We start from the raw sequence: 13859 nt of genomic DNA, 5'->3' as shown, positions 1-13859 counted from the left end.
GTGAGGCCGGGCATTGGCATCATCGGAACGGGCATGGTCGGCCAGATGTGCCATCTCGCCAATTTCGTCGCCAATCCCGCCTGCCGCGTTGTCGCGATCGCGGATCTCCGGCCCGACCTCGCTGCCGCAGCGGCGCGTAAATTCGACATCGCGCGGGTCTACGGCACGCACCGGGAACTGCTGGCGGACAGCGAAGTGTCGGCCGTCGTCGTCGTGACGAAGCGTCGCGCCACCGGCCCGATCGTGCTGGATGCATTGAACAGCGGCCGCCATGTGCTGTCGGAGAAGCCGATGGCCTACACCACGGCTCAGGCCGTTTCACTGGCCGAGGCGGCGCGGCGGCACAACCTCGTCTACAGCATCGGCTGCATGAAGCGTCACGATGCCGGCGTGGCGCGCGCGCTGGCCGAGTTGACGCGCCTGCGAGCGGATCAATCGCTTGGACGCATTGTCGGCGCGCGAGGCTGGTGCCTCGGCGGCAGCACTGGCCGGTCGCAGGACAATTTCGTCATGACCGGCGAAGTGCGGCCGGACGGGCTCGAGCTCTGGCAGGACGGCCCCGACTGGATGCCGGGCGCGATGCGACCCGGCTACGACAATTTTCTGAACGTGTTCAGCCATATCATCAACCTCGCGCGCTACGTGCTCGGATCTTCGCCGGCAGTCGCCGAAAGCAACGTCGAGAGCTCGGGCGCAGCGACCGTGACACTCGACTTCGACGGCATCGCCTGCGCGCTGCAACTCGCGAATGGATCCGAAGGCGTCTGGCGCGAGGGGCTGAGCATCGCGTTCGAACAGGGCGTGCTGACCATCGAATTGCCCCCACCGTTTGCCGAGCAGGAGGCGGAGGTCATCCTCGATCAGCAAGGACAACGCACGCGATTGTCGCGCGACACGAGCTGGGCGTTTCGGCGTCAAGCCGATGCATTCGTCGCCGATATCATGGAACAGAGGACGCCGCTGGCGTCCTGCGAGGATTCCGTGGCCGACATCGCCCTTGCGGAGGCGATCTGGAAACGGCAGATCATCGCCTAGGGCTCACGCTATCCGGCCGGTGCTGATCGCCCACGTTCTAGCTAAGTGTTTGATTTCGCTGGCAGGAGTGGCAGGGCTCGAACCTGCGACCCCCGGTTTTGGAGACCGGTGCTCTACCAATTGAGCTACACTCCTACGGACCCTGCGTTGCCGCCGGGATCAGGCCGCTTTGAAGCACAGGGGGCGGCCGGATTGCAAGGCCGGATTGCAAGGGTGAAGCGCGCTGGCTTCGCTTGTTTGTGGCGCGCCTTCTGGGCCACAGTCTGCTCCGAACAATAATAAGCACCGGGAGTGCCCATGACTGCCCAAGCCTCTGCGACTGCCCAAGCGTCCGCGACAGCCGCCCCCCGACCTCGCCGAAAACCCCGCCTCTGCCGGAATCCCGCCCCGAGACGCTCGGGCTGTCGCGCCCTCGCCTCCAGGCCATGTCTGAGGCCTTCAAGCGCGAGATCGACAAGGGAACCGTGCCGGGCGTCACCGTGCTGGTGGCACGGCACGGCCAGGTCGGCTGGTTCGAGGCGCTCGGCAGACAGAGCCCGACGGGCGCAGCGCCGATGGCGCATGATTCGATCTTCCGCATCTTCTCGATGACCAAGCCGATCGTGTCGGTCGGCATCATGACGCTGGTCGAGGACGGCCACCTGATTCTTGGCGACCCCGTCGCGAAATTCATCCCGGAGTTCGGCAACCAAACGGTCGGCGTGGTCAGCGGCGGCAAGCTGGAACTGGTTCCGCCCAAGCGCCCGATGGCGGTGCAGGACCTGCTGCGCCACACCTCTGGCCTGACCTACGAGCACCAGGGCGACGGCCCCGTGCACAAGCTCTACCAGGACTCGCGGGTGCGCAGCCGCAAGATCACCAATGCCGAGCACGCCGCCCTGGTGGCGAGCTTCCCGCTGGTCTGCCATCCCGGCGACGAGTTCAACTACAGCCGCTCCACCGACATCCTCGGTCGCATCATCGAGGTTGTCAGCGGCAAGTCGCTCGGCGCGTACCTCGGTGAGCGCATTCTTACGCCATTGCAGATGGCCGAGACCGGCTTCGCGACAGCTGAGGCCAATGTGGGCCGGCTGGCCGAGCCGTTCGCGGTTGATCCCTGGACCGGCGACAAGGTCGCGCTGTTCAACATGCTCGAGCAGCCAATCATGGAGTCCGGCGGCGGCGGCCTCGTCTCCACCACCATGGACTATGCCCGCTTCGCGCTGATGCTCCGCAACGGCGGCACGCTCGACGGCAACAGGATCATCGGCCGCAAGACGCTGGAGCTGATGGCCTCCGATCATCTCGGACCTCACGTCGTGACCAACGGCACTCTCCTTTCGCCCGGCCATGGCTTCGGCCTTGGCTTCGCGGTGCGCCGCGAGGCCGGCATCGCGCCCTTCCCCGGCAGCGTCGGCCAGTATTTCTGGAGCGGCATTGCGGGGACGTTCTTCTGGATCGATCCGAGGGAAGATCTGTTCGTCGTGTTCATGAGCCAGGGCCCGGGACAGCGCGATTTTACGCGAACGCTGGTGCGGGATCTGGTGTACGCGGCGGTGGATTGAGGGCTTCGCCTGGTCGCAGCGTCGCACCTCCACACTCGCTGTCATGCCCCGCGAAGGAGGGGCATCCAGTACTCCGTGGCGGATGTCGTGAGAGCGAGCTCTCCAACGAAGGCCGCGGAGCACTGGATCGTCCGCCTTCGCGGACGATGACACCTACTGTGGCCTCAACTGATCGTTGCGCCGCCGTCGATCACCATGGTCTGGCCGGTCATGAAGTCGCCGGCCTTCGAGCCCAGGAACACCGCAGCGCCCGCGATCTCGTCGGGGACGCCGATGCGCAGCAGCGGCGAACGCGCGGTCGAGGCTTTCAAATTCTCCGGATTGTCCCACAGCGCTTTCGCAAAATCAGTCTTGATCAGGCCCGGCGCGATGCAGTTCACGCGGATGTTGTGTGGGCCGTATTCGCAGGCCAAATTGCGCGCGAGCTGCATGTCAGCGGCCTTCGAGATCGCGTAGGCGCCGAGGATGGTCGAGCCTTTCAGGCCGCCGATCGAGGAGACGATGATGATCGAGCCGTCCTTGCGCTCGATCATCTGCGGCACCACCATCGAGATCAGCCAGTTGTTGGCGACGATGTTGTTGTCCAGGATCTTCCTGAACTGATCGTCGGAGATGCCGGCGAGCGGACCGTAATACGGGTTCGATGCGGCGTTGCAGACCAGCACGTCGATCTTGCCGAAGGCGCGGTTGCTCTCGTCGATGAGATTTTGCAGGTTTTCCTTCGACGAGATGTTGGCGGCGATCGCGACGGCCGTGCCCTTGCCGAACTTGTCGTTGATGGACTTCGCGACCTGGTCGCAAACGTCGGCCTTGCGCGAGGAGATCACCACCTTGGCGCCGTGCTCGGCCATGCGCTCGGCGATCGCAAGGCCGATGCCGCGCGTCGAGCCGGTGATGACGGCGACTTTCCCCTTCATGTCGAACAAGGTCATGTTTCTCTCCCAGATTGATCTTCGTGTTCATTGTCATTCCGGGGCGGCGAAGCCGAACCCGGAATCTCGAGATTCCGGGGCCGGTCCTGCGGACCGTCCCGGAATGACAGCTCACTCAGGCGAGCTTCTTGACTTCCGGTCCCGCGGGTTGATGCATCGCCGCATGCGCATCGTCCGCGATCCACGGCTGCTGGTTCACCATCGGCAGCCGCCAGACATTGCGCTCGGGGCTTGCGAAATAGTCGAGCCGCGTCACCGAGCAATTGTCGATATCGAACGCAAGCCCCCGCTCCGGCTGATTGTCGAGCGCCAGCCCCAGCGCCGCCTTGATGGTGCCGCCATGTGCGACCGCGATCACGTCCTGCCCGGCTACCTCGATATTGATCCGCTCGATGACGCGGCGCGCGCGATTGTAGAGGTCCATGAAGCTCTCGCCGCCGGGCGCAGGCTCGTTGATGTCGGCAAACCAGCTCGATCCGACGGGACGGCTGGCGATGAACTCGGCGCGATTCATGCCCTGCCAGCGGCCGAGGTTTTGTTCGGCGAGGTCCGCTTCCCATGTCATCGACGCGGGCCTCGGGAAGCCGGCCGCCCAGATCGCTTCGGCGGTCTGATGCGTGCGCATCAGATTGCTCGAATACCAGACCGCCTTGCGTGGCAGCACCTTGGCAACAGCATTGAAGACGTAGGTATCGCTGGTGTCGCAGGCGAGATCGGACTGACCGTAGATGTTGCCGCCGTCATTGCGCACGGGCGCGTGACGGACCCACCACCAGCGTGTCGTGACCACTTTGGGCTTGTCTGCACCTGCCATCGAAACCCTTCCATCCCGTTTGATGTCGCTGTACGTCAGTAGCGAACGTGTCTCAAGACACTTTACCGTTTGAAATCTTGTTTGAAATTCCGTCGCGCGGCAAGCGTCGCGTGCGAACCAAAGGGAGACAACGCATGGGCCGTCTGCAAGGCAAATCCGTCATCATCACCGGTGCCGGCAGCGGCATCGGCCGCGCGGCCGCGCTGCTGTTCACGAGAGAAGGCGCCAAGCTGATCGCGGTCGATCGCACCGAGGCGGTGAAGGAGACGGTCGACGAGGTGAAGAAGGCCGGCGGTGTCGCGGAAGCCATGGTGGCGGACGCCGGCTCCGAAAAGGACGTCATGGCCGTGATCGACAAGGCGGTGAAGGCGCACGGGCGGCTCGACGTGATCTGGGCCAATGCCGGCGTCAGCGGCGGACTCGTCCCGCTCGGCGAGCAGACCGTCGAGCAGTGGCAGGAGGTCTTGCGCATCAATCTGATCGGGCCGTTTCTCGCGGTGAAGCATGCGATGCCGCACATGGTGAAGCAGCAGTCCGGCGCGATCGTGCTGACCGCGTCCGTCGCGGGCCTCAAGGCCGGCGCCAGCGGACATCCCTATGCCGCGAGCAAGGCCGGTGTGATCTCCCTGGTGCAGACCACGGCGTATTCGCTCACCGGTACCGGCGTGCGTATCAACGCGGTGTGCCCGGGCCTGATCGAGACCGGCATGACCAAACCGATCTTCGACCGCGCCAAGGAGCGCGGCACCGCCGACAAGATCGGCCAGCTCAATCCGCTCAAGCGCCCCGGCCAGCCGCACGAGCTCGCCGCGATGGGATTGTTCCTGGCCAGCGACGAGGCGTCGTATGTCAATGGCCAGGCCTTCCCGGTGGACGGCGGACTGACGGCGTCGATGCCGTATACCGGGAAGCCGGTTTAGTTCGCGCACTCCCGTGTCCCGGACGCGCTGCAGTGCGTAGCGGTGCTGCGCAGAGCCGGGACCCAGCAGGTCCCACGGCACGCTGTTGCATGGGCCCCGGCTCTGCAGCGCACCGCCAAGAGGCGCTGCGCTGCGTCCGGGGCACGAGACTGTTGATGAATAACTGACATGGGATCGCATCCTCGCGGCTTGTTCGCCCGAGCTTTGCCTCGATGCCTCACCCTCAATTGAAAGAGGGCGCAGGGAAGGCCGGGTGCCGGCTGGCACCCGCGGTCCACTGTGCGAGATTGTCGTGAACAAAATTGCACAGCAGCATACAGGTGAAGCCCAACACACGGCCTTCCCTGCGCAGTGGTTTTACGGCTTATGTCGCGCTCTCCCCGGGGAGCGATGCACTATTGCCCCCGTCGCCTTGCGGATGGCTGATGCGTGTGCCCGGTTGGGCACCCCACATCACCGCAACACTTGGCGCACAGACCCCGGGCGCCAGGACCACACGATTTTGCCGTACGCCGATCACACCGGTCGTGTGCGCGACGCCTTCACTCACGGTTGCCCGCCCTGCGAAGTCCTTCGCGCCGATGTGACCAACGTCCACCGCCGTCCGGCCCGCGTTCGTGACGATCGCGATACGCCCCTCTTCCTTGGGCCGGGTTGCCGCGACACATACGCCGTTTCCGAATTTCGGTAAAGCGGAATGTTTTTGCGCCGGAGGATTGACCAGCGACTTGTGTGTTTTGCCCGACAGGCAACGCAGGGTCTTGTAGCCCGGATGAGCGAAGCGACATCCGGGATTCCGACCACGAGCTGTCCCGGGTATCGCTCGCTCACCCGGGCTACGGGCCGACATGTTGATTTGCTCACTGGAGCGCAACATTGGTATGGTTCATGCAGGCACTTCAGCTTCCATCCCCCTGACAAGAACGTGAAAATGCCGAGCTCAAGACCCGACCGTATTCGCAAGCTGCTCGCCGACCTCGTCGGCTTCGACACGATCAGCGATCGCTCCAACCTGCCCCTGATCGCGCATATCGAGAGCTATCTCGTCGCGCTCGGCGTCAAGGGTGAGCGCATCGTCGACGAGACCGGACAGAAAGCCTCGCTATGGGTCACCATTGGACCCGAGGACCGCCCCGGCCTGGTGCTGTCGGGACATACCGACGTGGTGCCCGTGGTCGGCCAGGACTGGAGCCACGATCCGTTCAAGCTGGTCGAGCGCAACGGCAGGCTCTATGGCCGCGGCACCACCGACATGAAGGGATTCGTCGCGGTGTGCCTTGCCATGGTTCCGGAGATGCTGGAAGCGAAGCTCGAAACGCCAATTCATCTCGCCATCTCCTATGACGAGGAGATCGGTTGCGTCGGCGTGCGGCCGATGCTGCGCGAGGTCGCGAAGAAACGGATCAAGCCGCTCGGCGCCTTCATCGGCGAGCCGACCGAGATGAAGGTCATCATCGGCCACAAGGGCAAGCACGGCGTGCGCGCCACATTCCACGGCCTCGCCCGCCACTCCTCGATCGCGCCCGACGGCGTGAATGCGATCGAATATGCGGCCGAGCTAATCGTCGAGATCCGACACCGCGCCGTGGCGCTCGCAGCCGTGCGAGCGGCCGACAGCCTCTACGACGTCCCGCACTCGACGCTGCTCACCAGCATCGTGCATGGCGGCGCCGCGCTGAACATCGTGCCTGATAGCTGCACGGTGGATTTCGAATGCCGTGGCATCGGCATCACCGAGTCGCGCGAGGTTACGGATGCGATCGTCGCCTGGGCCAAGGCCGAGCTCGAGCCCGCGATGAAAAAGCAGCATCCGGAGTGCGGCATCGATTTTGAGGAGATCCTCGATTACCCCGCGCTCGACACGGCGGCCGATGCGACAATCGTCACGCTGGCCAAGAGCCTCGCGGGGCGCAACGACCACGCCAAGGTCGCGTTCGGCACCGAGGCAAGCCTGTTCGCCAGCATGGCCGACATCCCGTCAGTGGTGATCGGCCCCGGTTCAATCGCGCAGGCGCATACGCCGGACGAGTTCGTGGAAATGGCGGAGCTGGAGAAATGCGCAGGCTTCATTGAGAAGCTGATCGGGCATTGCGTGAAGGGGTGAGCGCCTTCTCGTCATTGCGAGAAGCTCTTGCGACGAAGAAATGCAGACTGCCACCGTGCGAAGATTCTGGATTGCTTCGCTTCGCTCGCAATGACGAGCGACTGGAGACGCCCGTAGCCTGCATGAGCGTAGCGACATGCGGGACCGCTGTCCCGGATATCGCTGCGCTCATCCGGGCTACAACTGCGGAGCAGCGGTGCGCGCTGCCCCGCGTCCGGGACACGAGAGCGGCGGATACCGTTCAGCGCTCCTGCAATGCCAGCCGCACGCCGACGGCGCAGTAGATCGTCCCGACCATCTTGCCCTGCCACTTAACCACGGCCGGATGGCGGCGCAGCAGACTGCCGAGACGACCGGCGCCGACGGCGAAGACGACCGTGCTGAGCAGACCGAGCAACACGAAAACTAAGCCGAGGCTCGCGAGCTGCAGCGTCGTCGAACCATGCTCGGGCCGGACGAACTGCGGCAGGAACGCAAGGAAGAACAGCGCGGTCTTGGGATTGAGCACCTCGGTCAGCACGGCCTGCCGGAATGCCCTCATTGCGCTGATCGCGGGCGCGCCGCCATTTACCGCGATCGGCGTCTTGTCGAGCATGGCGCGAATGCCGAGATAGATCAGGAAGCCTGCGCCCGCGTATTTGACGACGCTGAACAGGACCGCCGAAGTTGCGATGATCGCAGAGAGGCCGACGATTGCCATGGTGGTGTGGACCACGTCACCGGCCGCAATTCCCGCGCCCGTCGCGATGCCGACCCTTGTTCCCGAGCTCGCGGCACGCGCCATGGTGAGGAGTGTCGCCGGTCCGGGAATGAAGACGAAGCCGAGGACGATGAGGATGTAGGTGATGAGGGTGGTGTGGTCGATCATGCGGGCATCTCTCTCGTCATTCTGTTCCGTGTCCCGGACACGAGAGGAACGCAAGCAAAGGCGCGGCCGCCGCCGCGCCTTCGGATTCCTTAAACCGCGCCGGCCTTCTGCGCATACTCCCAAGACGCTTTCGACAACGGCACGGTGCGCTTGGCGGATTCGAGCGCCTTGGCATTCGCCGCGGTGCCGTCGCGGACCCGGCCGGCGATGCCTTGCGTGATGCCGGCGAGGCGGAACAGGTTGTAGGCAAAATACCAGTTGAGATCAGGCACCGTCATCTTGGTGACGTTGCAATAGATCTGCGCGGCCTCTTCCACGCTCGGAATGTTGAGCGCCTTGAGGTCGGCACCGTCCAGACCGGGCATGACCCACTGCATGAGCAGATAGGTGAAATCGGCCATGGGATCGCCGAGTGTCGACAATTCCCAATCGAGCACGGCCTGCACGCGCGGTTCGGTCGCATGGAAAATCATGTTGTCGAGGCGATAGTCGCCGTGGACGATCGAGACGCGCGCCTGCTCCGGCACGGTCTTCGGCAGCCATTCGGCGACCTTCTCGAACTCCGGAATGGTCTGGGTCTCGGACGCACGGTACTGCTTGGTCCAACGATCGATCTGGCGCGCGAAATAATTGCCCGGCTTGCCGAAGTCGCCAAGACCGATCGCGACGGGATCGAACATGTGGAGCTTGGCCAGCGTCTCGATCTTACTGGTGAAGATTTTTCGGCGATCTTCCGGCGTCTGGCTCGGCAGCGTCGGATCCCAGAACACCCGGCCGTCTTCCATCGACATGATGTAGAAGGCGGAACCGATGATGCTGTCGTCCTGGCACAGCGCATAGGCCTTCGCGACCGGAAAGCCCTGTTTTCCCAGCGCCGCGATCACCCGATATTCGCGATCGACCGCGTGCGCCGACGGCAACAATTTGCCGAACGGTTTTCTGCGCATCACGTAGGAGCGGTTCGGCGTGTCCAGCCGGTAGGTCGGGTTGGACTGGCCACCCCTGAACTGGAGGACGACCAGCGGTCCCTCATAGCCTTCGACGTTGTCGCGCATCCAGGCTTCGAGCCGCATCTCGTCGATACGATGACGCTCCTCGACGGGCTTGGTGCCCGAGAATTCTTCGTCTTTCCTGACGCCGTCAGCCACGATGACGCTCCCTCTTCAGTCCGGACATGATCCTAATCGGTAACCCCCAGCGCACTTGCGTCAAGCGGTCATCCGATCACGGATCATGCCCTGTCGTTTCTTCAAATCGGGAGCGCCAGCATGCTCTCCCGCTTAATGACTGGAAGAGTTTGCATACTTCCGAACCTCGAGCCTTGCAATGGCGCGATTATGTACCTCGTCCGGGCCGTCGGCGAGACGGAGCGTGCGGATATGAGCGTAGTCCTTGGCAAGGCCGGCTTCGTCCGAGACGCCTGCACCGCCGAAGGCCTGGATCGCCTCGTCGATGATCTTCAGCGCCATGTTGGGAGCGGCGACCTTGATCATGGCGATCTCGGCCTGTGCGGTCTTGTTGCCGACCTTGTCCATCATGTCGGCGGCCTTGAGGCACAACAGCCGCGTCATCTCGATATTGGTGCGGGCCTCGCCGATGCGCTGCTCCCACACCGAATGCTCGACGATCCGCTTGCCGAAAGCGGTGCGCGAGGTGAGCCGCTTCACCATCTTCTCCAGCGCCTCCTCGGCCTTGCCGATGGTGCGCATGCAGTGATGGATGCGGCCGGGACCGAGTCGGCCCTGCGCGATCTCGAAGCCGCGGCCTTCGCCGAGCAGGATGTTCTCCTTCGGCACCCGCACGTTCTCGAGCAGCACCTGGGCGTGGCCATGCGGCGCGTCGTCGAAGCCGAACACGGGCAGCATCTTCTCGACCTTGATGCCGGGGGTGTCGAGCGGAACCAGGATCTGCGACTGCTGCTGGTGCTTGGCCGCCTTGAAATCGGTCTTGCCCATCAGGATCGCGATCTTGCAGCGGGGATCGCCGACGCCGGACGACCACCATTTGCGGCCGTTGATGACGTAGTGGTCGCCGTCGCGCGCGATGCTGGTTTCGATGTTGGTGGCATCGGACGAGGCCACGGCCGGCTCCGTCATCAGGAAGGCCGAGCGGATCTCGCCGTCCATCAGCGGACGCAGCCATTTGCGCTTCTGCTCCTTGGAACCGTAGCGCATGAACACTTCCATGTTGCCGGTGTCGGGCGCGGAACAGTTGAAGACTTCCGAAGCCCAGGAGATGTGGCCCATCTGCTCGGAGAGCAGTGCGTACTCCAGATTGGTTAGTCCCGCGCCGCGGAATTCGTCATCCTCATGCTCGTTGGGCGGCATGAACATGTTCCAGAGGCCTTCGGCTTTCGCCTTCTTCTTGAGGTCTTCCAGCACCGGGATCACCTTCCAGCGTTCGCCGCTGCGATCCTGCTCGTCATAGACCGGCACCGCCGGGCGCACGTGCTTGGCCATGAAGGACTGCACGCGGTCGAGCCATTCCTTCTGCTTCGGCGACAGATCGAAATCCATGGGACGCTCCTCGTCTTTGCCAACTCGTTGTGGCGAACTTGTTTTGCGCCGGACTGTCCACCCGCATTGTGCGACCCGCAAGTGCGAATGCGCGACTTGCGAACTCTCCGGAACCCCTTCGCGCGTTTGCGGACGAGTCCCGATTGCGGATTGACTTCCCCGACCTTCAAACGATAGTTTCATACAACTGTTTGAATTGCAACTCCCTCCCCGAGGGGCTCCCATGGCCAGCGATCATACCCGGACTGCCATTCTCGCCGCCGCCGAACGGCTCTATGCCGATCGCGGGTTCGGCGACGTGACGCTGCGCGACATCGTCGCGGAGGCCAATGTCAACCTCGCGGCGGTGAACTATCATTTCGGCTCGAAGGACGAGTTGATCGCGGAGCTGTTCGTGACGCGCTCGATCGCCACCAACCGCGAGCGTCTGCGCGAATTGAAGGCGGCGGAAGAACAAGGCGGCGGCCGCGCGCCGATCGAGGTAATCCTGCATGCCCTGGTCGGCCCGACGCTGCGCGGCTGCCTAGGCCCCGAGAACCAGCGCTCGACCGCGGCGCGCTTCATGATCCGCGCCTCGATCGAATCCGTGCCGCCGATCCGGCGCATCAAGAACCGCGAGATCGACCATTTGCGCAAATTCGCCGGCGCGATGCGACGGTCCCTGCCCGACCGCAGCGACGTCGATATCTACTGGGGCCTGAATTTCGCGCTCGCCATGGCGCACCACACCATCCGCGAGAGCGAGCGGCTGACGAAACTGTCGGAAGGCAAATGCGACCTCGACGACGTCGAAGACGTGGTCGCCCGCGTCGTCAGCGTCGCGACGATGGCGCTGACCGCGGGACGGACAGAGGCGAAGGCACCGCCAAAGGTGGCGGCGCGCTAAACGTCACATCATCGCGATGCAGTCGATCTCGACGTCGAAGGGGCCGAACCATTCCGGCGTGCAGACGAAGATCCGCGCCGGCGGATCGTGCGGGAAATAGCGCGCATAGACGGCGTTGAACGCGGCGAAGTGTTTGGTCGAGGTGCAGTAGACGTTGCACTTCATGACGTTGTCGAGGCTCGCGCCTGCCGTCTCAAGGCACAGCTTCATCTGCTCCATGATCAGTTCGCTCTGCCGTTCGATCGACACTTCCGCGATCTCGCCTGTGCCTGGGTCGAATGGCGGCAGGCCGGCGACGAAGATCATGTTGCCGGCGCGCGTGACCGGCGAGACCGGCGCCTGCCGGCGATCGAGGAAAGTCGAGATCGGTTCGACGCGGAGCGCTTCGCGCTTCAGTTCGGGTTTCATGGGCGGCCACCTTCGGTGCAAGCGAGATGACGGCTTGCTACATCATGTTGCAGCCGTCATGCTTCGCTTGTGATCGAAGTTTGATCGCCGAAGTTTGCCCGTTGAGCCGCCTAAGCGTGCTGCGGCATCTCCTCGGCCTCTTCCTTGGCGAGCAGCAGCAGCATCTCGATGCCCATGTCGCCTTCCTGCGGCGAGCGGATGAACTTTATTTCGTCTGCACTTTGCCGCAACGCGGCAACGATCGCGACGGCCTGGTTGGCCGTTGCCGCCTCGGTTGCCAGAATTGCCTTCTGGTTCTTGGCTTGAAACCCGATCGTGTAGGACATGCGTTCCCTCCCGGACTGAGTGGACCGATCGAATCTGAGTCGCGCGCGAAGCGGAAGCCTGTGTGAGTACGGACCGGGATTATCTGGGGATTGCGCGCAAGGCTCGCGCAAGGCCGCACGAGCGTCATGATGACGTCAAGATCTGCGCTCCGCCGAAGCTAGATGATGCCCTGCTGCTTCAGCGTCTCGATCTTGCCGGCATCATAGCCGAGCTTGCCGGCGAGCACCTCCTGGGTGTGCTCACCGAGCAGCGGCGGGGCGCGGTAGTCCTTGATCGGGGTTTCCGAGAGCGTCAGCGCGTTGCGGATCAGCGAGAGATCGGGCTGGAAGGGATGGTCGACCTTCACCCGCATGCCGCGCGACTGGACGTGGGGATCGGAAAACACCTGCTCGAAATTGTTGATCGGGCCGGAGGGCACGCCGGCCTCCTCCAGCTTGTCCAGCCAATAGGCCACCGACTGCTTCAGGAACAGGCCGGCGAAGATCGCCATGATCTCCTTGCCGTGCACGACACGATCGTTGTTCTTGACGAAGCGCTTGTCGCTCGCAAGCTCGGGTGCGCCGAGCACGGCGCAGGTGCGCTGGAACTGGCCGTCATTGCCGACCACCAGCATCAATTCGCCGTCGGTGCAGCGGAACACGCCGGCCGGCATGCCGCCATTGCCCCAGGTGCCGCGGCGCGGCGGCGTCTTGCCATTGACGAGGTAGATCTGCAGCCAGTGCGACAACGATGCGATCACGGTGTCGAACAGGCAGACGTCGATATGCTGTCCCACGCCATCATTGGCGTCGCGATGGTATAGCGCCGAGAGAATCCCGATCGAGGTGTTCATGCCGGTCATGTAGTCGACGATCGACGGGCCGACCTTCATCGGGCCCTCGCCGGGCTCGCCGTCGATATGGCCGGTGACGCTCATCAAGCCGCCCATCGCCTGCAGGATGGCGTCATAACCGGCGCGCGGCGCATAGGGGCCGGTCTGGCCGAAGCCGGTCACGGAGCAATAGATAATGCCGGGATTGATCGCCTTGATGGTTTCGTAGTCGAGGCCGTAGCGCTTGAGATCGCCGACCTTGTAGTTCTCCATGAAGACGTCGACGTCCTTGGCGAGCTCACGGATGATCGCCTGCCCCTCGGGCTTGGCGATGTTGACCGTGACCGACTTCTTGTTGCGGTTGGCGCAGAGGTAAAACGAGTTGTTGTTGTTGGCCTTGCCATCGGGGTCGGTCAGATAGGGCGGGCCGAAGGCGCGCGCGTCGTCACCGGTGCCCGGCCGCTCGATCTTGATCACCTCGGCGCCCAAATCGCCCAGCATCTGGGCCGACAAGGGCCCGGCAAGCACGCGGGTGAGGTCAAGGATCTTGATGCCTGAGAGCGGCAGGGCCGACATGTCGAATTCCTCCGGGGAACTGGATCTTGGCGCGGCGGCGAGATCGCAGGACGCGCTCCCTGCGGATACACCATTTTGGCGGTCCGAGCACTGCACTGTGGGCATACGGCTATCCGCC

Annotated in this window: 14 protein-coding genes and 1 tRNA gene; 5 read left to right on the top strand and 10 right to left on the bottom strand. The window is 63.8% G+C overall.

Annotated elements, in window-relative coordinates:
- Positions 1 to 1035, top strand: a complete 1035-nt coding sequence (locus AC0L3C_RS18010; protein ID WP_473408606.1) for a Gfo/Idh/MocA family protein — start codon at positions 1 to 3, stop codon at positions 1033 to 1035.
- A 59-nt stretch (positions 1036 to 1094) separates the two neighbouring features.
- Here AC0L3C_RS18010 and AC0L3C_RS18005 read toward each other — a convergent pair.
- A tRNA-Trp gene (locus AC0L3C_RS18005) sits at positions 1095 to 1170 on the bottom strand.
- 290 nt (positions 1171 to 1460) lie between these two features.
- Here AC0L3C_RS18005 and AC0L3C_RS18000 point away from each other — a divergent pair.
- The gene (locus AC0L3C_RS18000; protein ID WP_473408605.1) at positions 1461 to 2579 is read left to right on the top strand and encodes a serine hydrolase domain-containing protein; all 1119 of its coding nucleotides are present in this window, start codon (positions 1461 to 1463) and stop codon (positions 2577 to 2579) included.
- A 164-nt stretch (positions 2580 to 2743) separates the two neighbouring features.
- Here AC0L3C_RS18000 and AC0L3C_RS17995 read toward each other — a convergent pair whose 3' ends face one another.
- Positions 2744 to 3511 carry an SDR family NAD(P)-dependent oxidoreductase gene (locus AC0L3C_RS17995; RefSeq protein WP_204511535.1) on the bottom strand — a complete coding sequence of 256 codons (768 nt, stop codon included), beginning with the start codon at positions 3509 to 3511 and terminating at the stop codon, positions 2744 to 2746.
- A gap of 115 nt (positions 3512 to 3626) precedes the next feature.
- Positions 3627 to 4325 (bottom strand): histidine phosphatase family protein, encoded by a 699-nt coding sequence (locus tag AC0L3C_RS17990; RefSeq protein WP_473281207.1) that lies wholly within the window; start codon positions 4323 to 4325, stop codon positions 3627 to 3629.
- Positions 4326 to 4459: 134 nt separating this feature from the next.
- On the opposite strand from AC0L3C_RS17990, the gene AC0L3C_RS17985 reads away from it, so the two are divergent.
- Positions 4460 to 5245, top strand: a complete 786-nt coding sequence (locus AC0L3C_RS17985) for an SDR family NAD(P)-dependent oxidoreductase (protein ID WP_473281209.1) — start codon at positions 4460 to 4462, stop codon at positions 5243 to 5245.
- Positions 5246 to 5609: 364 nt separating this feature from the next.
- On the opposite strand, the gene AC0L3C_RS17980 is transcribed toward AC0L3C_RS17985, so the two are convergent.
- The gene (locus AC0L3C_RS17980; RefSeq protein ID WP_473408604.1) at positions 5610 to 6122 is read right to left on the bottom strand and encodes a hypothetical protein; all 513 of its coding nucleotides are present in this window, start codon (positions 6120 to 6122) and stop codon (positions 5610 to 5612) included.
- 54 nt (positions 6123 to 6176) lie between these two features.
- On the opposite strand from AC0L3C_RS17980, the gene argE reads away from it, so the two are divergent.
- Positions 6177 to 7349: an acetylornithine deacetylase gene (gene argE / locus AC0L3C_RS17975; protein ID WP_473408603.1), complete on the top strand. Its 1173-nt coding sequence runs from the start codon at positions 6177 to 6179 to the stop codon at positions 7347 to 7349.
- Between the two features lie 241 nt (positions 7350 to 7590).
- Here the strand turns inward: argE and AC0L3C_RS17970 are convergent, their stop codons facing one another.
- The 3 genes from AC0L3C_RS17970 to AC0L3C_RS17960 all read right to left on the bottom strand — a co-directional run bounded on the left by AC0L3C_RS17970 (position 7591) and on the right by AC0L3C_RS17960 (position 10733).
- On the bottom strand, positions 7591 to 8217 hold the full coding sequence (locus tag AC0L3C_RS17970; RefSeq protein ID WP_473408602.1) for a LysE family translocator: 627 nt from the start codon (positions 8215 to 8217) through the stop codon (positions 7591 to 7593).
- A gap of 89 nt (positions 8218 to 8306) precedes the next feature.
- Positions 8307 to 9365: a phosphotransferase family protein gene (locus AC0L3C_RS17965; protein WP_007611655.1), complete on the bottom strand. Its 1059-nt coding sequence runs from the start codon at positions 9363 to 9365 to the stop codon at positions 8307 to 8309.
- A gap of 132 nt (positions 9366 to 9497) precedes the next feature.
- Positions 9498 to 10733, bottom strand: coding sequence for an acyl-CoA dehydrogenase family protein (locus AC0L3C_RS17960; protein WP_275168169.1), 1236 nt, complete (start codon positions 10731 to 10733; stop codon positions 9498 to 9500).
- A gap of 223 nt (positions 10734 to 10956) precedes the next feature.
- Between AC0L3C_RS17960 and AC0L3C_RS17955 the strand changes: the two genes are divergently transcribed.
- The gene (locus tag AC0L3C_RS17955; RefSeq protein WP_473264017.1) at positions 10957 to 11619 is read left to right on the top strand and encodes a TetR/AcrR family transcriptional regulator; all 663 of its coding nucleotides are present in this window, start codon (positions 10957 to 10959) and stop codon (positions 11617 to 11619) included.
- A 3-nt stretch (positions 11620 to 11622) separates the two neighbouring features.
- On the opposite strand, the gene AC0L3C_RS17950 is transcribed toward AC0L3C_RS17955, so the two are convergent.
- From AC0L3C_RS17950 to AC0L3C_RS17940, 3 genes are all read right to left on the bottom strand, one after another.
- A complete protein-coding gene (locus tag AC0L3C_RS17950; protein ID WP_473264018.1) occupies positions 11623 to 12027 on the bottom strand; it encodes a RidA family protein in 405 nt (134 codons plus the stop codon).
- A gap of 110 nt (positions 12028 to 12137) precedes the next feature.
- A complete protein-coding gene (locus tag AC0L3C_RS17945) occupies positions 12138 to 12353 on the bottom strand; it encodes a hypothetical protein (protein ID WP_007602925.1) in 216 nt (71 codons plus the stop codon).
- Positions 12354 to 12511: 158 nt separating this feature from the next.
- On the bottom strand, positions 12512 to 13741 hold the full coding sequence (locus AC0L3C_RS17940; protein WP_473408601.1) for a CaiB/BaiF CoA transferase family protein: 1230 nt from the start codon (positions 13739 to 13741) through the stop codon (positions 12512 to 12514).
- Positions 13742 to 13859 lie beyond the last annotated feature (118 nt).

This window comes from Bradyrhizobium sp. WSM4872, from assembly GCF_055811715.1.
This window is presented reverse-complemented; position numbering and strand designations above follow the sequence as displayed.

What these genes read in the sequence shown, in the direction of transcription:
- AC0L3C_RS18000 (WP_473408605.1), top strand. Translation starts at nt 1,461, where the DNA reads ATGTCTGAGGCCTTCAAGCGCGAGATCGACAAGGGAACCGTGCCGGGC.
- AC0L3C_RS17955 (WP_473264017.1), top strand. Translation starts at nt 10,957, where the DNA reads ATGGCCAGCGATCATACCCGGACTGCCATTCTCGCCGCCGCCGAACGG.
- AC0L3C_RS17990 (WP_473281207.1), bottom strand. Translation starts at nt 4,325, where the DNA reads ATGGCAGGTGCAGACAAGCCCAAAGTGGTCACGACACGCTGGTGGTGG.
- AC0L3C_RS17950 (WP_473264018.1), bottom strand. Translation starts at nt 12,027, where the DNA reads ATGAAACCCGAACTGAAGCGCGAAGCGCTCCGCGTCGAACCGATCTCG.
- AC0L3C_RS17985 (WP_473281209.1), top strand. Translation starts at nt 4,460, where the DNA reads ATGGGCCGTCTGCAAGGCAAATCCGTCATCATCACCGGTGCCGGCAGC.
- AC0L3C_RS17995 (WP_204511535.1), bottom strand. Translation starts at nt 3,511, where the DNA reads ATGACCTTGTTCGACATGAAGGGGAAAGTCGCCGTCATCACCGGCTCG.
- AC0L3C_RS17960 (WP_275168169.1), bottom strand. Translation starts at nt 10,733, where the DNA reads ATGGATTTCGATCTGTCGCCGAAGCAGAAGGAATGGCTCGACCGCGTG.
- AC0L3C_RS17970 (WP_473408602.1), bottom strand. Translation starts at nt 8,217, where the DNA reads ATGATCGACCACACCACCCTCATCACCTACATCCTCATCGTCCTCGGC.
- argE (WP_473408603.1), top strand. Translation starts at nt 6,177, where the DNA reads ATGCCGAGCTCAAGACCCGACCGTATTCGCAAGCTGCTCGCCGACCTC.
- AC0L3C_RS17980 (WP_473408604.1), bottom strand. Translation starts at nt 6,122, where the DNA reads ATGTTGCGCTCCAGTGAGCAAATCAACATGTCGGCCCGTAGCCCGGGT.
- AC0L3C_RS17940 (WP_473408601.1), bottom strand. Translation starts at nt 13,741, where the DNA reads ATGTCGGCCCTGCCGCTCTCAGGCATCAAGATCCTTGACCTCACCCGC.
- AC0L3C_RS17945 (WP_007602925.1), bottom strand. Translation starts at nt 12,353, where the DNA reads ATGTCCTACACGATCGGGTTTCAAGCCAAGAACCAGAAGGCAATTCTG.